The following is a 16797-nucleotide window of genomic DNA, read 5'->3' as shown; positions in this document are numbered from 1 at the left end:
TCGTGACACCTTTGACGAGACAAAAACTGATGCTGGTCGCATTAGGCATAATCACTTTGATAACCCCCATTGCCGCCACGAGTTTTGGCGCGGCGAACATCAGTTTTATGGATGTTATCCAAGTGTTTATCAATAAAATGGCCAACCTCACTCAAGCCAATGGCATGACGGAGCGCATCGTGATGGAGCTCAGACTGCCGCGTATTTTGCTGGCCTTTGTGGCGGGTGCGGGTTTGTCCTTGGCGGGCAGTGTGCTGCAAACCGTGACCCGCAATCCGCTGGCCGACCCTTATCTGTTTGGCATTAGCTCAGGCGCGTCCTTTGGCGCTGTGGTGATGTTGACGCTATTCACGGGCTCTGGATTTTTTGAGAATGCGGGTATGGCGGCGAACTCGGGGATTTTTAGTGGCTCGGGCGCCTTGTCGGGTTTGCTTTGGTTTAGCTTGCCCTTCGGCGCTTTTATTGGCGCCAGTTTGTCGGTACTGATAGTGCTGGCCTTGTCTGGCCTTGGGCTCAATAGCCAAGTGGAGCGCATGTTGCTCTCAGGCGTGGCGACCTCCTTTATGTTCGGCGCGCTAACGAGTCTGTTGTTGTATTTCGCCAGTCCGCAGGCGACGGCTTCTGTGCTGTTTTGGAGTTTAGGCAGTTTCGCCAAGGCCAGTTGGTCCTTATTAGTGCTGCCGACACTGGTGATTGGCGCGAGTTTGTTCATTATTTTAGGCATGAAACGGCAGATCATGGCGTTGCAAGCGGGGGATGAAACGGCGCATACCTTAGGGGTGAATGTGCCTAAGTTGCGACTCAATATGCTGCTGCTCTGCTCCTTGATTACCGCGATTTTGGTTGCCACCTGCGGCGGTATTGGGTTTGTCGGTTTGATGATCCCCCACACAGTGCGCATGCTGTTTCCCGGTCGTCAGCCGATTCTATTAACGGCGCTGGTGGGTGGATTATTTATGGTGTGGATTGATGTGCTGGCGCGCTGTTTATTGGGCAATCAAGAGTTGCCCGTGGGGATTATCACGGCGGCCATAGGTAGCATGTTCTTTTTGCTGATTTTGCGTAAACGCAGAGTCATGGCGTAAGCACCTAGTCAGAACGTAATCCTAGAGTCATCTAGCAAGCGCAGACTGGCGGGATAATCAGCATTTTTGTTGATATCTGCCCCGCGATTGGAAATGCAAAATTGGACATGTTAGTCATTAGTCATAGGCGCAGGATGCGTTGTGGTTATTTAAGATAATAAGTGGAGTGTGGATGTCTCAGTCAGCCGTGTCTTTTCAAATCAGCCCTGTGAGTAAAACGCAGGATCCATTGATCCAGCAGAAAATTGATCTTAAGACTAAGCCGCCCGGCGCCTTAGGTCAGCTCGAATCCTTAGCCTTACAGATTGCCCGAGTGCAAGCGACTGATTCACAACAAACGGATCAGCCACAAAATACTGTGCTGAAAATTGTTCATCCAACCATGTTAGTGTTTGCGGGTGATCATGGTATTGCCGCTGAAGGCGTGTCGATAGCCCCTAGCGAAGTGACGCGCCAAATGGTGCAAAACTTTGCCCATGGCGGCGCGGCGATTAACGTTTTTTGTCGGCAGGTGGGTTTTAGGCTCGAAGTGATCGATTGCGGTATTTTAACGCCAGTCGAAGGGGTTGAAGGCATTATCGATCAACGTCTTGGCGCGGGCACTGGGGCGATTCATTTAGAGCCCGCAATGGCGCTGGAAACCGTCGATAAAGGCTTTGCGATGGCGCGCGATTTGATTGAACGTCACCATCAAGCAGGTTGTAACTTAGTCGCCTTTGGCGAAATGGGCATAGGCAATACCTCGGCTGCGGCAGCCATTATGGCGGCGATCATGCAGCTTGATGTGATTGATTGTGTCGGCCGTGGCACGGGCATTAATAGCGAAACCTTAGAACGTAAACTCATGCTGATTGAACTGGCGTTATTGCTGCATCAAAGTGCCTTAAATGGGCCAAAATCAGTGTTAGCTTGCCTAGGTGGCTTTGAAATTGTGCAGATGACGGGGGCTATGTTAGCGGCTGCCGAGCGCAAAATGCTGGTGGTTGTGGACGGTTTTATCGCGACAGCTGCGGCATTAGTTGCGGTGCAAATCGCCCCTAATGTGCATGATTATTTGATTTTTGCCCACCAGTCAGACGAGCAAGGCCATCAGCGGATGTTAGAGTTTTTGCAGGCGAAACCTTTATTATCCCTCGGGCTAAGATTAGGCGAAGGTACGGGCGCAGCTTTGGCGTTGCCGCTTATTCAAGCCTCTGTAAATTTTTACAATCAAATGGCGAGTTTTAGTGATGCGGGGATTGAGGCTGTTGTATGATGTGCTCTGCTAAGTCGCTTATTTTACTTATTTAAAATAATAACTTTTTAGCCAACCGTTTTAATCTTAAACCTTGCAGCAAGTGTTAATTCACTAAGGATGCTTTATGTCAGAACGCGAAAGCTGGCACAAAGAGATAGATTTGTTTTTAGTTGCCATGGGCTATTTTACCCGCATTCCTATGCCTAAGTGGGTCGAAGTCGATAGTGATAAGTTGAATAAGGCCAGCCGTTATTTCGGTCTCGTCGGTCTTTTGGTCGGCCTGTTAAGTGCCATTGTATTTTGGCTGACGCAGAACTGGCTCCCCGCCGGCGTCTCTGTGCTGTTAGCTATGTTGGTTGGCGTCTTGCTCACGGGCGGATTTCACGAGGATGGCCTAGCCGATACCTTCGACGGTTTTGGCGGTGGTTGGACGGCGGAAGACAAGCTACGGATCATGAAGGACTCGCGCCTTGGCAGTTATGGCGCACTGGCGTTGATGTTGGCCCTGCTGCTGAAATGGCAGTTGTTAGTCGAGTTGGCGCTGTACGATCCTGTGGTCGCGGGCTCGGCGCTTATCGTCGCGCACACAGTCAGCCGCGTGGTATCAGCCAGCATCATCTTTAGTGAAAAATATGTCCGCGATGACGAGACCAGTAAGTCTAAGCCGCTATCGCAACATCAAGGCATTAATGAGCTGCTTATCCTGATCGCCAGCGGCGTATTAGTGTTGTTATTCCTCAAGGGGTTAGCGGCACTGTCATTGCTGTTAGTGATGATAGGACTGCGCCGTTTGATCATAGTGATCTTTAGACGCCAGATTGGCGGTTACACGGGCGATACCTTAGGCGCGGCGCAGCAAATAGCTGAAATCGTGTGTTATTTTGTATTGCTCGTTGTAGGTAACATACTGTGATCCACCTCGTCCTAGGCGGCGCCCGTAGCGGTAAGAGTCGCTACGGTGAAGCCTTAGTGCGCCAGTACACAGCGCTCGGCTTCGATGCCTGCTATGTGGCCACGGCGCAGGCGCTGGATGATGAAATGGCGACCCGTATCGCCAAACATCAAGTGGGACGAACGGACGATGGTATCGAATGGCAATTGTTTGAAGAGTCGCTCGCCCTTACGGCACTGTTAAAACGCTTAGCAAAACCTGGGCGAGTGATTTTAGTGGACTGTTTAACCCTTTGGTTAACCAATCAATTACTCGCATCCAGCGCCAAGATTGATGATGAACCGGCGCAGACAGAGTGGCATGCGACAGACTTTATACCGTCTGCCAGTTCAATCTCTAACGATGAAGCTTTGGCGAGTTGGCAGGCGGAGAAAAGCGCTTTTGTGGATTCACTTGCCGAGCTCGAAGGTGTGGTGGTGTTGATCAGTAACGAAGTCGGTTCTGGTATCGTGCCCTTAGGTGAGTTGAGCCGACAATTTGTTGATGAAGCGGGCTGGTTAAACCAAGCCGTTGCCGCCTTAGCTGACAATGTCACCTTAGTGGTTGCGGGTTTACCCTTAGCACTCAAACCACTTTAATCTAAATCAGTTAAGTGATATTTAGACTGAGCTTTTATCTTTATCCCTGCAAACTAGAATAAGTTTTTAACCCTATGCCCTCTCCAAACACAGACAACACAGGCTGTGCCAATGCACTCGATACCGCTAATACCGTTGTTATGAATCCTGCTGTTAATTCGCCTCGGCGCGCAAAAGTCTTGATGGTGCAGGGCACAACATCCGATGCGGGTAAGAGCACCTTAGTGGCGGGGATTTGTCGTTTGCTCGCCCGAGAGGGTGTAAAGGTTGCGCCCTTTAAGCCGCAAAATATGGCGCTCAATAGCGCTGTGACTATTGATGGCGGCGAGATTGGCCGCGCACAGGCGTTGCAAGCCGTGGCCAGTTATCTTGAGCCCCATACCGATTTTAATCCTATTCTGCTTAAACCTAGCTCGGACACGGGCGCGCAAATTATCGTTCACGGCAAAGCCCTAACGACGCTGGAAGCCTCGGCCTTTTTTGGGCCTAAATCTAAGGATTACAAGGCAATGGCGCTCGGTGCTGTGCTGGAATCCTTCGAGCGATTAAGTGGCCAGTATCAAACCATAGTGGTGGAAGGCGCGGGCAGCCCAGCGGAGATCAATCTGCGCGAGGGCGATATTGCCAACATGGGATTTGCCGAAGCCGTAGATTGCCCTGTGATCATCATTGCCGATATCGACAAGGGCGGCGTATTTGCCCATTTGGTCGGGACGCTGGCGCTGTTATCTGAGTCTGAACAGGCGCGGGTAAAGGGCTTTGTGATCAACCGTTTCCGTGGCGATATTAGCCTGTTGCAATCAGGGCTCGATTGGCTTGAAGCTTATACGAACAAGCCTGTTTTAGGCGTGTTGCCTTATCTGCATGATTTACATCTCGATGCCGAAGATGCGCTGATAAGCTCGCCGACTAAAGGCGCTAACAGCCGCTTAAAAGTGCGGGTATTAGTGTACCCAAGGATCAGTAATCACACGGATTTTGATCCGCTGCGGTTGCATCCCGATATCGATTTTGACTATGTGTCATTGCAAACCCAAGCCGCGAGTCACGCCACTCATTTACCCGCTGCCGATTTATTGATCTTACCCGGCAGTAAGAATGTGCGCGCCGATTTGGCCTTTTTACGCCAGCAAGGTTGGGATAAGGATATCGCCACACACCTGCGTTACGGCGGCAAAGTGCTTGGTATTTGCGGCGGCTATCAAATGTTAGGTCAAAGCATTGCCGATCCCTTAGGGATTGAAGACAGTGCGGGCGATACCGAAGGACTTGGCTACTTACCATTGAGCACAGAACTGAAAGCCGATAAACAGTTACGGCGGGTGAGCGGTGAGCTAACGTTACTTGGGCAAAAGGTTGCAGTGAAGGGCTATGAAATCCACTGCGGCGAATCACGTTATCTTATCCCTAGGCTTGAACAAACGAATGCGCCCTTGCAGTTAATCCCAGAATCGACATCCTTAACAGCGCCAGCGATGAGTTTTGCCGATGGCCTGCAAAGCGATGACGGGCAAATCTTAGGTACTTATTTACATGGGCTATTTGATAGTCCGGATGCCTGTCAGCTGATTTTGCGCTGGGCGGGATTAAGCGATGCTCAGGCGATAGATATCAATCAAATACGTGAGCAGCAACTCGAGCGTTTAGCCGATGTGTTAGCCGAGCATTTAGATATGCAAAAATTACAGCCAATTTTAGAAGCATAAGTTTTAGAAGCATAAGTTTTAAAAGCAGACATTTTTAGCAGCAGAGTGAAGAGAAGACCATGACAGCACAGAACGACAATGAACAAGCGCAAATCAAGGCCGAACGCCACAAGGCTCGCCAACAAAAAGTGAAAGCCGGTGTGGATGCTAAAATTGCCGCCGCCCAAGAAGAAAAGGGGATTTTGCTGGTATTAACTGGTAACGGTAAAGGCAAGTCGACCTCAGGTTTTGGCACAGTGGCCCGCGCCGTCGGTCACGGTAAAAAAGCCGCGGTTGTGCAATTTATCAAAGGTACCTGGGAGTGCGGTGAGCGTAACTTACTCGAAGGCGCCGGAGTTGAGTTTCATGTAATGGGTACAGGTTTTACCTGGGAAACCCAAGATAAAGAAAAGGATACCGCCGCCGCTGTGCTCGCTTGGGAAGCCGCTGAAAAGCTGCTGCAAGATGAGTCGATTGACTGCTTGATGCTGGATGAGCTGACTTACATGGTGAGCTATCACTATCTGGATGTGGAACGTGTGCTTAGCGCACTTAAAAATCGCCCACCGATGCAGCATGTGATTATTACGGGCCGTGCTTGCCACCGAGCGATTATCGAGCTTGCAGATACGGTCAGCGAAGTGCAGCCGTTGAAACACGCATTCGAAGCGGGTATCAAGGCGCAGCAAGGTTTTGATTACTAATCGAACTTGGTAAAAGTCGGCGCATAAGCGACGATCTGTTATTGGCTGGCAGCTAGGCCTTTAGCCACAACTAGCTGTTAGTCGCTAACCGTTCAACGTTCAAAGTGTTCTCAAGGATGATCCTATGAATAAGCGTATCGTGATTTGTGCCGATGGGACTTGGAATCGGCCCGAGAAAGATCTTAAGGTCGATTTCCCTACCAATGTGCTGCGCCTCGCGCGTGCGATTAGCCCCTTGGCCAGTGACGGCAAACCCCAGCAAGTGTTTTACGATTGGGGTGTCGGTTCCTATTACGATGAAGCCATGGGCGGCGCAACAGGGCGCGGTTTGCATAAAAACATCATGGATGGGTATCGCTACATAGTGCAAAACTATTCTCCCGGCGACGAGATTTATCTCTTTGGCTTTAGTCGTGGTGCTTACACAGTGCGTTGCCTGTGTGGCTTAATTAATAACTGCGGCATACTCAAACGCCCCGATGCGGCATTGATTCAGCAAGCCTTCGACCACTATAAAAAAAGCAGTGCGCCCTTTGCCCCTGACGGCGAAAAATCCCTCGAATTTAGAGCTAGATACAGCCATGAATCGCGGGACATCAAGTTTGTTGGCGTGTGGGATACCGTTGGCGCTATGGGGATCCCTATCTCGTTTTTAGGTTTGTTCGAAGATAAAGATGAGTTTTACGACACTAAAATCGGCCGCAATGTGCGCGTTGCCCGCCATGCCTTAGCCATAGACGAACACCGCAGCGATTTTGAGCCCACCATCTGGCAACTGCGCGACAATATGGATATGCAACAGGTGTGGTTTGCGGGTGCCCATAGCAATATTGGCGGCAGTTATAAACCCGATAAAGACGGCGCATTGCTGTCGGACAATGCGCTGCTGTGGATGATATCCGAGGCGCAGAAATTTGATTTAAGCTTAGAGCCACACTTAGCCGCGAGTGTGCATCCGAGTCCGTTAGCCACCTTGCATGATTCGAGGCGCAGCTTTTATCGGATAAAACAGGAATATTTACGGCCACTCGATCCTGCATTAGTCCCTGTGCTTTTGCATCATTCGGTCAAGGCCCGCTGGGATCAAGATCCTAAGTATCGCCCCAAGAATCTACAAACCTATATCGAACACTATGGCTGGCCAGAGCAGCTAGTTTAACTCTTTAAAAATTAAGGCATATCATGATTAAGCGACACTTAGTTGGACTCGTTTTTGGGCTCAGCTTGTTTCTTCCCCACAGTGTGTTGGCCGATCCCGCTAAACGCATTATTGCGCTCTCGCCCCACGCGGTAGAAATGCTCTACGCCATAGGCGCGGGCGATGCCATAGTGGCCGCAACCGATTATGCGGATTATCCCGAGGCGGCCAAAAAAATCCCGCGTATTGGCGGTTACTATGGCATTCAAATGGAGCGGGTGATGGAGCTTAATCCCGATCTGATTGTGGTGTGGGATACGGGCAATAAAGCCGAAGACATCAATCAACTTAAGGCTCTGGGTTTTAACCTATATGGTAGCGATCCCAAAACCTTAGAAGGGGTTGCCAAGGAACTGGAAGAGCTAGGTAAATTAACTGGCCACGTTGAAGAGGCGAGTAAGGCCGCTGCTGCGTATCGCGCCGAACTTATCCGTTTACGGACTGAGAATGCCAGTAAATCAGAGCCTAAAGTGTTTTATCAACTCTGGTCGACACCATTAATGACGGTTTCTAAAAACAGTTGGATCCAACAAATCCTCAGTGTCTGCCATGGCCAAAATGTATTTTACGATGCCGCCAGTGATTACCCGCAGGTGAGTTTAGAAAATGTGTTGCTGACCTTGCCCGAGGTGATTTTGCAAAGCCAAGAGGAAGGCAATGTTAAAGGTGTCGATTGGAGCCAATGGCCCGAAATTCCCGCCGTTAAAAATCAGCATATTTATCAGCTCAATGCCGATTTATTACACCGTGCGACGCCCAGAGCGTTACTCGGCGTTCAAGCCCTATGTGATGCCTTGGATAAAGCGCGTTAAATAAAAACGCCTGACAGATTATTCCGTCAGGCGTTTAGTCCGATGTCGCTATTGTTTAAGGAGTTAGAAAGGTGCGTTTATATCGACCACATCAATCAGCTTGTGGTTTACAAACTCTTTCAATCCTAAATCAATCAACTCGCGGCCATAACCTGAGCGGCGCACGCCACCAAAGGGCAAATCGGCCTTGACCATAGTCGGATGATTAACAAACATCATGCCAGTGGAAACCTGCTTAGCGACCGCCAGCCCGCGTTTAGTATCGGCGGTAAACACTGAGCCACCCAGTCCAAAGGGTGAGTCATTGGCGACGGCAATCGCTGCTTGCTCATCCTTCACTTTGTGGATACTGGACACAGGACCGAAGAATTCCCAATAGTAGGCGGGGTTATCTGGCGTCAGGTTTGTCAGTATTGTTGGCTGCACAAAGGCGCCTTGCTGCGGCACTTTTGGCCCCACTTCGGTCGCGGTTGCGCCGTGTTTCACGGCATCACGGATTTTCTGCTTCAACTCATCGGCGGCGCCTTGGGAAGACAGCGGTGCCAGCGTGGTGGTGGGATCCATAGGATCGCCCGCTTTTAACGCTTCGATTCCTTTGATATAGCCTTGCATAAATTCATCGTAAATGGCTTCAACTAAGATCATCCGCTTAGATGAGGTGCAGACCTGACCCGCATTCCAATGACGACCAAATACAGCCCAGTCGATGGTTTTGGGGAGCTCGGCGTCTTCAAGTACGATAAAAGCATCAGCGCCACCCAGTTCGAGGGTGGACTTTTTCAGCGCCTTACCGGCCTGAGCCGCAATGTGCGATCCCGCATCTTCTGAGCCTGTGAGGGCGACCCCATGCACTTTGGGTGAGTTGATGATCTGCCCTATTTGTTCTCGGGTGGCGTACAGGTTTTGGAATGCGCCTGCGGGTAATCCAGCATCGCGCATTAGACCTTCAAAAGCGGCGGCGCACTGGGGCACATTAGACGCATGCTTGAGCAGTAGGGTATTGCCGGCAGCAAGCTGGGGCGCGAGGATGCGAGCAATTTGGTAGTAAGGGAAGTTCCAAGGTTCGATGGCCAGTAATACGCCCAGCGGCTCGTTAACCAGTATAGCTTCACCTTCGGCGGGATCGGCAACGGGCAGTTTTTGCGGGGCTAACAATCGCTCGGCATGTTCGGCGTAGTATTCGAAAATTTGCGCCGACAGTTCGACTTCTGCCTCAGCTTCTGCGGTAACTTTGCCCATTTCTAATGTCAGCAATTTAGCGTAAGCAGGCTTGCTGTCTCTGAGGATGTGAGCGGCTTTAGTGAGTACGGCGGCCTTGTCGGCAAAAGGCGTAGTTCGCCAGCTTAAAAATGCCTGATGGGCGGATTCTATCGCCTGCGTGACTTCGGTATCTGTTGCATTTGGAAATTCTTTAACTAGCTCTCCCGTAAAGGGATTGATCGTTGCATAAGCCATATGTTCCTCCAAGCGTTCAACGAATAGAGAGTAAATGCCAACTCTTGGCATTGAGGGTGGAAATATCGTGTCTGTTGTCATCTCCCTTGCCATCTTGCTGACCATAGCGGTGAGGCAAGGGGTTGATTGATGAGCTTTAAACCGCAAGCTTTTTATAGCGTTCAGCCATGGCATTGGCGGCTATCATGGCTTGATAGATATCATCTGCGGTTAATTTCATCGGCATATTGCCCATAGTGTCGCCCTCTGCGCAGGCAATCTCAGCCACTTTGCGCCACTCTGCTTCGACAAAGGTTTTTAGCCCCAAATCGGCGAGCGTGAGCGGCAGTCCCGCAGTTTTGATGATGTGAATGACGTTATCTATTTCGACTTTGGGGGCATTTTCTAGCACTAGCTGGGTGAGCAAGCCAAACACCACTTTCTCGCCGTGTTGGGCTTTATGTAGGTCAGCTACCGCCGACATACCATTGTTCACAGCATGGGCTGCGGCTAATCCGCCCGCTTCGGCCCCGACACCACTGAGATAAATCGTCGCTTCAATGGTTTGCTCAAGTGCGGGAGTGACTATTTTGTTTCTCACCGCATCCATAGCGGCTTCAACATTTTCAGTCAGTAGTTGATAGCAAAGCTGCGCTAATCCCAGCCCAGTGCGGGAAGGTTTTTTCAATACGAGATTGACACCATCGGACTGATAACAGGCGCGGGCTTCAAAGTAAGTGGCCAGAGCATCGCCTATGCCTGCTGCAAAGAATCGGGCGGGAGCAGCGGCGATAATGGCTGTGTCGGCAACAACAGCATCAGGATTTTGTGGCAGAAACAGATAGCGTTCAAACTCACCGGTTTCGGAATAGATCACGGCAAGTGCCGTACATGGTGCATCGGTTGAAGCTATGGTTGGGTAGAGCACCACTGGCCGTTTTTGATAGAAGGCGACGGCTTTGGCGGCATCTAAGGTTTTACCCCCGCCAACTCCAACAATTACATTGGTATGATGCTGCTCTGCCAGCGCACCTAAGCGCTTTATCTCGGCTTCGCAGCACTCATAGTTGAATTTTTCGAGATGGTTGCTGATCCCATTTTGATCCAGCCCTGCGACCGCTTCATTCTCAACTCGGCTGAGGATAAATTCATCGCAGATGATAAAAGCATTGTCACCAAAGTCCTTAACATAATCATGCATTTGAGCTAATAAGCCCTTGCCGATAATGAATTTTTTAGGGGAAGTGACGGTACGCGGAACGACAGTGCTCATAGAGCCTCCTTTGCACTTATGACGGTTATCCTTTCATGCTTACCCTAGCATACGCTTAATTTATCGTCGCAGCATGAGTGGTTGTAATATTTTTATTATGCAGCGTAAATTACTACTTTAGTGCTTAATTATTAGATTAAAAATGTGGTTTATTATTTTATTAGTCGAGTTAAATACTTGGGGGCTTTCTGGTTTAAGGCAGCGGCGAGGGCTCAGAGAGCGAGGCGAACTCAGTTGGTGAAGAGATGTAAGACTGAGCGGGCGAGCTGATTTAAGACTGAGTGGGCGAAGCGATATAAGGTATCTAATCAAGTCATGAAAGCTAAAACTGGATTGTGTGAATAGCGGAAACGCCTGCCTTGGAAACACAGCATAGTCATTAATGTAATGGGAATTTATTACCTCAAACCCGCCCTAAGCCTTGCTCGCTGTTCATGCTTTATGTGATGCTCTCTACTGTCGTTAATTTGTGTCCTCGCTAGATGCAATCGTTAGCTGAGATAAAAGATAAGTAATCAAGGAGTGAAGATGACAGAGCAAAATGCGTTAGGGCAAGAGGTCAGTAAAGGCACATTAATATTCCTCTGTGGCAAAATGGGCGCAGGTAAATCCACCTTATCGCGACAACTCGCCGAGGCCGAAAACCGCATTTTAATCTCGGAAGATGAATGGCTGGCGGCGCTGTATGCCGATGAAATTAATGATTTTGATACTTACCTGAAGTATTCCGCTCGTCTTAAGCCCTTGCTTAAAAAGCATGTGCAGGAACTGCTCTGTTCGGGTGTATCTGTGGTGATGGACTTTCCCGCGAATACCGTGAATCAACGCCTGTGGTTTCGCAGCATTTTTACCGATTGTGGCGCCGCCCATAAGTTGATGCATCTTAATCACAGCGACGCGCTTTGTTTGAGCCAACTCGATAAACGCAGACAAAGCCACCCTGAGCGCGCTATGTTCGATACCGAGGCGATGTTCTGGCATGTGAGCGGTTATTTTCAGCCGCCGACTATGGATGAAGGCTTTGATCTTGAGGTGATTGAAAGCTAAGTGATTGAAAAATTGATTGAAAGCCAAGCGATTGAAAGCTTAGTGACTGAAGCTTAGTTACAGAAGCAAGTGACAGAATAAAAACAATAGGGAATATCATGTATCAAGTGCTTGAAGACGTTGCCTCAGCCAATGATTTTATCCGTTTACGGCAGATTTCGGGGTTAAGTCCTCGGCCAATGGCGGGCGCTATTAAGGCCTTACCTAGGAGTTTATATGGCGTGCAGATAAAGCTTGCCGATCAAACTGTGGGTATGGGACGTGTGGTTGGCGACGGCGCACTGAACTTTGAAATTGTCGATATTGCGGTCGATCCTGAGCACCAAGGCAAAGGCTTAGGACGGCTGATTATGCAGCACATTATGGCCTATCTAGATCGTGAGGCTTTTGAAGGCGCCTATATTACCCTGATGGCCGATGTGCCTGAACTCTATGAAAAGTTTGGCTTTAAATTCAGCAGCCCCGCAAGTGAAGGCATGTATATAGTGAAATAACGCTGTTAACCCATACACTTTTAACTAGAGTTCTCGTAGCGGCACTCGTAACAGGACTCGTCGCTGTAGAGCTTAAACAGCAGTACTCACAGTCGCAGAGCTAAAACAGCAGAACTAAAACAGTAGAACTAAAACAGTAGAACTTAAACAGCAGAGCTTGAATAACAGAACTCGAACAACAATCAAAGGAAGCTTAACCTATGAATACTTTACTTATTTGCCTATTTGTCGCCATGTTATTGCCGTATCTGGCGAAAGGCCCCGTCGCTTGGGCGATGGCTAAGGCGGGCGGTTATGATAATAATCATCCCCGCGCCCAGCAAGCACAGTTAACCGGTTTTGGTGCTCGCGCCTTAGCAGGGCATCAAAATGCCTTCGAATCCCTGTTAGTGTTTGGTCTGGCGGTATTAGTGGTTATCGCCACGGGTAAAGTAAACCCCACTGCTGAGTGGTTGGCAATCACCCATGTCGCCGCACGCTTCGTGTACCACATCTTATACCTTGCCAATAAAGGCACCCTACGATCCCTCTCATGGTTTGTCGCTATCTTTAGCGCCTTCGGGATTTTCTTTCAGGCTTTTTAATGCTTGATATTAAAGGCTCTGGGCGAGTTTTTTAATATTTCCCCCCAGCTCATCGGGCGTATGGGCTGCGTAACCCAGTAAGATCGCTTGCCTTGGATAGCGCGTTTGGCAATACCGAGACAAAGGCTGCGCCCCTAAACTGAGTTGGCGGCATTTATTGATTACTTCGTCTTCGGTCAAGCCGTCTTTTAGCCAACACACGAGGTGAATCCCTGAATCTGAGATCTGAACTGACAATTTGTCGGGCAGATACTGCTCAATTGCAGTGATTAACGCCGTTTGGCGCGCTAAACAAGCTTTTCGAACTCGCCGTACATGCCGGGCGTAATGTCCCTCTGCGATAAACAGCGCCAATGTGGCTTGTTCGAGGTAAGCCGTGTGCGAGTCGGCGTAATGTTTGGCAAGGTTAAAGGCGTTCACCAGTTTAGGCGGAACGACGAGAAAGCCGAGTCGTAGCTCTGGTAATAACATCTTGGAAAAGGTGCCTGCGTAGATCACCCGCTGTTGTTTATCGAGTCCCTGCAATGCCTGTATCGGGCGGGCGCTATAACGAAACTCGCTATTATAGTCATCTTCTAAAATCCACTTATTCTGCTCAGCGGCCCAATCGAGTAAGGCTAATCGCCGTGGCAGACTAAGCGTTCCGCCGAGGGGGAACTGATGCGAAGGTGCGGTAAAAGCCAGTTTCACTGAGGGCCATTGCTGTATCGCCTCGGCTATTTTTGTGCCTTCATCATCAAGGCTAACTGGGCGGACTTGCAGATTTTGCGAGAGAAAAGCGCCTAAGGCGCCATCGTATCCGGGGTCATCGAGCCAGACTTCATCTCCCTGTTGTAGCAGTACCTGTGCCGTGAGATTAATGGCTTGCTGAGTGCCATTGACTATGATGATTTGCTCGGGCGTGCAATTTAGCCCTCGGGTTGAACGGGCATAGTCACTGATCGCTTCGCGCAATGGTAAATGCCCAGCACTATGGCTATGTTTCCCCAAGTTTTTACGCGATTGTCGCCAGACTCTGCCTAACAGGCGACCCCAAAGTTGGTGCGGGAAAAGATCAACACATCCCACGCCAATGTTGAACATGCTGTGGCGGGTATTTCCCTTGTCCCTCAGTCGCGCCATCTCCAGCAACTGTGGATAGAGTTCCAATGTAGAATCAAAGGCTTGAACGCTGACATCACTGCGGTTTGGGATAGCGATCAGTTCGTCGGGAATCGTATCAGACACATAGGTGCCCGAACCTGGCTTAGTCAGCAGGTAGCCTTCATCAATTAGGCGATCAAACCCTTGCAGTACTGAGTTCCGCGAAATTTGCATAGTTTCCGACAAGGCTCTGCTGGAGGGCAGCTTCATTCTAGGATGCAAGCGTCCATCGAGAATCGCCTCTCTAAATGCATGGTAAAGCTGGTCTTTGAGGATGCCATCCTTGAGTTGCAAATGAGGGAAGTTAGATTGTGATTTTTTCATAAGCCAAACTGGTACTGTAAAAAATACAAAAAGTGTACCTTATGTGGTACCGCAATTGAATCTAGAATCCGGTTTCAGCAAATCTGATGACAATATTCATTTCCAAGGAGCGAGCCTATGTCCAACCCACCACCAACCGTAACCATTGAACAGGTTAAAGAAACAGACTTTTCACTCTGGTTACCACACTGGCGTGATTACCAGACCTTTTACAAAGTGGCACTTTCGGAGGCGATCACCCAAACCACTTGGCATCGGTTTTTTGATCGTCAAGAACCCCTTTATTGCGCCGTTGCGAGGGAGGGCGAAAACCTGCTTGGCTTTGTGCACTTTGTATTTCATCGTTCCACTTGGGCGGAAACTGAGTACTGCTACCTTGAAGATCTGTTTGTCGCCCCAGCAGCAAGGGGCAAGCTTGTTGGTAAGCAACTGATTGAGTTTGTTCAGCAAGCGGCAAATGAGCGAGACTGTGCACGCTTGTATTGGCATACACATGAGACGAACCACACAGCGCAAAAACTCTATGATTGGATTGGCCAAAAGTCCGGCATGATTGAGTATCAAATGCCACTCTAGCTGCCGCGGCATCTATTATCTGCCGCTTGATGTGCTAACAATTGAATCCGAATCCTAATGCTAAAGGCTTTCAGCATTAGGATTAGATATCTATGACTTTGGGTTGTCTTTCAATACCTTTTCTATCGCCTTAAATTCCATGTTGTGGAGGGCGTTATCAATCCGCTGAAATCCATGTGATTTATGTATTTCACTTAGAAAAATCAAAGTCGTGGGGCTTCACCCCACACCCGACCAAGGAGGACTGCTCGTCCTATCCTCCTTGGATGCTCCATGACGCCCCCTACGGAGTTGAAAGCCCCTTGTGCTCATTGGCAAATTTGCTATCGCTTCCGAAGGATGCGTCCCTGCACCTGCGAAAGCTAGCCAGCCATCCATGGCTGGACTCACGCAATTTGCCTATTCGCCCTGCGGCAACTCCGAGGGGATGGTGTACTCCTTTGACTCTGGTGTTATTGGTAAATCATTAAGGCATTAAAACTCTATAAGTTCAGTTTATTAATTTAGAAAGTTGCAAAATATTAGTTAGCTAGAATTACCACTTCTGTTCAAACAGTGAATAACTTTTAATATGTTTTGTTTGATATTCAAGCTCAGGAAATAAAGTTGCTTCGTATATTCCGCAATATTTAAGTTCATTTAATATATCTTCCTTAAACTTAGCTGGGATAATGAAGGAACGTGAAAATTTATCAAATTCATCGTTAACTTTAACATATTGTTGGTTATACAATATTTTACCTGTATGGCAGGTAAAGCAACCTTGTTGTGTGACTAATCGTTTGTTAAGGCGTTTTGGTGTGTACATGAATCCAGCATGTTTTATTAAACGGCCTGTTCCACTGCCTTCGGTGTTAAAACTTAAATTGACTCCTTTATTCGATAATGGACCGTGATACTTTCTCTCTAATGCTAAAAAATCATCAAAACGTAATTCATTAAATAAAAGCTGGTCATTTAAGAATTTAAGATGATCTTCGCGGATGTAAGATGCGGCCTGTTTAAATATATTTTCAAAGTCATCTGCATCATTATATTCTATTAATTTAGTGAGAAATATTTTACCAAAATCAAAGTTGTAATAATCGAAATCAAATATATCGTCTACAAAATCGGGTAAAAAAAAGAGTTTACCATCAAGGTTATTTTCTGTTGAGCATGCAAAATAAAGAGCAACTAATACATTTTCCGTCCAATCGAGAAGTCTTGTCGGTAAGCCATAGTGCTGGGCATAAGTAAGAAGCTCCAAAACATCGGTATGACGTTCTCTTGCTTCTGGATGCATCCTTACAAACCCATCGATGAGCATGTTCTCATCATAATATTTGCCGTCTATTGGCCTAAATAAACTAGGTACAAGATTGTGGCGGGCGTTAGATTGTCCCCTAAACCACCATTTCTTAGAGTTATTTGAAGTTTCTGCCTTTGCTAATTTAATGGCATCAGCCACACACGATATTACTTGCTGGTCTTCTGTATCCGAGTTCGACAATTTGTAACTCCTAAACTTGGCTATTTAATAAGAAATACGATGAGTTTACTCATAGAACTCGACAACCGAGCTTTGCAAAAAGATGGTTCTGGTGCAACTTCTTTTGATTATTAAGATGAGTTGTCACTATCTTGAACTACAGGAGTACGCTACTCCCTGCGAAGTTGTCGAAATACGCA

At 48.4% G+C, this 16797-nt stretch carries 16 protein-coding genes; 12 read left to right on the top strand and 4 right to left on the bottom strand.

Going from position 1 to position 16797, the window contains the following annotated elements:
• Positions 1–29: 29 nt before the first annotated feature.
• From DYH48_RS16380 to DYH48_RS16345, 8 genes are all read left to right on the top strand, one after another.
• A complete protein-coding gene (locus tag DYH48_RS16380) occupies positions 30–1085 on the top strand; it encodes a FecCD family ABC transporter permease (RefSeq protein WP_006085882.1) in 1056 nt (351 codons plus the stop codon).
• 172 nt (positions 1086–1257) lie between these two features.
• The gene (gene cobT / locus DYH48_RS16375) at positions 1258–2340 is read left to right on the top strand and encodes a nicotinate-nucleotide--dimethylbenzimidazole phosphoribosyltransferase (protein ID WP_115335363.1); all 1083 of its coding nucleotides are present in this window, start codon (positions 1258–1260) and stop codon (positions 2338–2340) included.
• Between the two features lie 106 nt (positions 2341–2446).
• Positions 2447–3235, top strand: coding sequence for an adenosylcobinamide-GDP ribazoletransferase (locus DYH48_RS16370; RefSeq protein ID WP_006082834.1), 789 nt, complete (start codon positions 2447–2449; stop codon positions 3233–3235).
• Positions 3232–3852, top strand: coding sequence for a bifunctional adenosylcobinamide kinase/adenosylcobinamide-phosphate guanylyltransferase (gene cobU / locus DYH48_RS16365; protein ID WP_115335362.1), 621 nt, complete (start codon positions 3232–3234; stop codon positions 3850–3852). Before DYH48_RS16370 ends, cobU begins: the two co-directional genes overlap by 4 nt.
• Before the next feature lie 74 nt (positions 3853–3926).
• A complete protein-coding gene (locus DYH48_RS16360; RefSeq protein WP_172481201.1) occupies positions 3927–5558 on the top strand; it encodes a cobyric acid synthase in 1632 nt (543 codons plus the stop codon).
• A 59-nt stretch (positions 5559–5617) separates the two neighbouring features.
• Entirely contained in the window at positions 5618–6241 is a 624-nt protein-coding gene (gene cobO / locus DYH48_RS16355) for a cob(I)yrinic acid a,c-diamide adenosyltransferase (RefSeq protein ID WP_006085878.1), read from the top strand.
• A gap of 124 nt (positions 6242–6365) precedes the next feature.
• Entirely contained in the window at positions 6366–7400 is a 1035-nt protein-coding gene (locus DYH48_RS16350) for a T6SS phospholipase effector Tle1-like catalytic domain-containing protein (RefSeq protein WP_063883764.1), read from the top strand.
• A gap of 23 nt (positions 7401–7423) precedes the next feature.
• Positions 7424–8251 (top strand): cobalamin-binding protein, encoded by an 828-nt coding sequence (locus tag DYH48_RS16345; protein WP_115335361.1) that lies wholly within the window; start codon positions 7424–7426, stop codon positions 8249–8251.
• Between the two features lie 63 nt (positions 8252–8314).
• Here DYH48_RS16345 and DYH48_RS16340 read toward each other — a convergent pair whose 3' ends face one another.
• On the bottom strand, positions 8315–9706 hold the full coding sequence (locus tag DYH48_RS16340; protein WP_115335360.1) for an NAD-dependent succinate-semialdehyde dehydrogenase: 1392 nt from the start codon (positions 9704–9706) through the stop codon (positions 8315–8317).
• 136 nt (positions 9707–9842) lie between these two features.
• Positions 9843–10958, bottom strand: coding sequence for a glycerol dehydrogenase (locus DYH48_RS16335; RefSeq protein WP_115335359.1), 1116 nt, complete (start codon positions 10956–10958; stop codon positions 9843–9845).
• A 528-nt stretch (positions 10959–11486) separates the two neighbouring features.
• Between DYH48_RS16335 and DYH48_RS16330 the strand changes: the two genes are divergently transcribed.
• From DYH48_RS16330 to DYH48_RS16320, 3 genes are all read left to right on the top strand, one after another.
• Positions 11487–12005: a P-loop nucleotide/nucleoside kinase family protein gene (locus DYH48_RS16330; RefSeq protein WP_115335358.1), complete on the top strand. Its 519-nt coding sequence runs from the start codon at positions 11487–11489 to the stop codon at positions 12003–12005.
• A 98-nt stretch (positions 12006–12103) separates the two neighbouring features.
• The gene (locus DYH48_RS16325; protein ID WP_115335357.1) at positions 12104–12499 is read left to right on the top strand and encodes a GNAT family N-acetyltransferase; all 396 of its coding nucleotides are present in this window, start codon (positions 12104–12106) and stop codon (positions 12497–12499) included.
• A 200-nt stretch (positions 12500–12699) separates the two neighbouring features.
• Positions 12700–13083, top strand: coding sequence for an MAPEG family protein (locus DYH48_RS16320; protein ID WP_006085871.1), 384 nt, complete (start codon positions 12700–12702; stop codon positions 13081–13083).
• 9 nt (positions 13084–13092) lie between these two features.
• Here DYH48_RS16320 and pdxR read toward each other — a convergent pair whose 3' ends face one another.
• Positions 13093–14550, bottom strand: coding sequence for a MocR-like pyridoxine biosynthesis transcription factor PdxR (gene pdxR, locus DYH48_RS16315; protein WP_115335356.1), 1458 nt, complete (start codon positions 14548–14550; stop codon positions 13093–13095).
• 117 nt (positions 14551–14667) lie between these two features.
• On the opposite strand from pdxR, the gene DYH48_RS16310 reads away from it, so the two are divergent.
• A complete protein-coding gene (locus tag DYH48_RS16310; protein WP_115335355.1) occupies positions 14668–15126 on the top strand; it encodes a GNAT family N-acetyltransferase in 459 nt (152 codons plus the stop codon).
• 535 nt (positions 15127–15661) lie between these two features.
• Here DYH48_RS16310 and DYH48_RS16305 read toward each other — a convergent pair.
• A complete protein-coding gene (locus tag DYH48_RS16305; protein ID WP_227257032.1) occupies positions 15662–16576 on the bottom strand; it encodes an FRG domain-containing protein in 915 nt (304 codons plus the stop codon).
• Positions 16577–16797: the final 221 nt, after the last annotated feature.

The organism is Shewanella baltica, assembly GCF_900456975.1.
Lineage (GTDB): Bacteria > Pseudomonadota > Gammaproteobacteria > Enterobacterales > Shewanellaceae > Shewanella > Shewanella baltica.
This window is presented reverse-complemented; position numbering and strand designations above follow the sequence as displayed.

Bases quoted from the DNA above. Each gene is read 5' to 3' on its own strand.
- DYH48_RS16380 (WP_006085882.1), top strand. From the start codon at position 30: ATGCTGGTCGCATTAGGCATAATCACTTTGATAACCCCCATTGCCGCC.
- cobT (WP_115335363.1), top strand. From the start codon at position 1,258: ATGTCTCAGTCAGCCGTGTCTTTTCAAATCAGCCCTGTGAGTAAAACG.
- DYH48_RS16370 (WP_006082834.1), top strand. From the start codon at position 2,447: ATGTCAGAACGCGAAAGCTGGCACAAAGAGATAGATTTGTTTTTAGTT.
- DYH48_RS16360 (WP_172481201.1), top strand. From the start codon at position 3,927: ATGCCCTCTCCAAACACAGACAACACAGGCTGTGCCAATGCACTCGAT.
- cobO (WP_006085878.1), top strand. From the start codon at position 5,618: ATGACAGCACAGAACGACAATGAACAAGCGCAAATCAAGGCCGAACGC.
- DYH48_RS16350 (WP_063883764.1), top strand. From the start codon at position 6,366: ATGAATAAGCGTATCGTGATTTGTGCCGATGGGACTTGGAATCGGCCC.
- DYH48_RS16345 (WP_115335361.1), top strand. From the start codon at position 7,424: ATGATTAAGCGACACTTAGTTGGACTCGTTTTTGGGCTCAGCTTGTTT.
- DYH48_RS16340 (WP_115335360.1), bottom strand. From the start codon at position 9,706: ATGGCTTATGCAACGATCAATCCCTTTACGGGAGAGCTAGTTAAAGAA.
- DYH48_RS16335 (WP_115335359.1), bottom strand. From the start codon at position 10,958: ATGAGCACTGTCGTTCCGCGTACCGTCACTTCCCCTAAAAAATTCATT.
- DYH48_RS16330 (WP_115335358.1), top strand. From the start codon at position 11,487: ATGACAGAGCAAAATGCGTTAGGGCAAGAGGTCAGTAAAGGCACATTA.
- DYH48_RS16325 (WP_115335357.1), top strand. From the start codon at position 12,104: ATGTATCAAGTGCTTGAAGACGTTGCCTCAGCCAATGATTTTATCCGT.
- DYH48_RS16320 (WP_006085871.1), top strand. From the start codon at position 12,700: ATGAATACTTTACTTATTTGCCTATTTGTCGCCATGTTATTGCCGTAT.
- pdxR (WP_115335356.1), bottom strand. From the start codon at position 14,550: ATGAAAAAATCACAATCTAACTTCCCTCATTTGCAACTCAAGGATGGC.
- DYH48_RS16310 (WP_115335355.1), top strand. From the start codon at position 14,668: ATGTCCAACCCACCACCAACCGTAACCATTGAACAGGTTAAAGAAACA.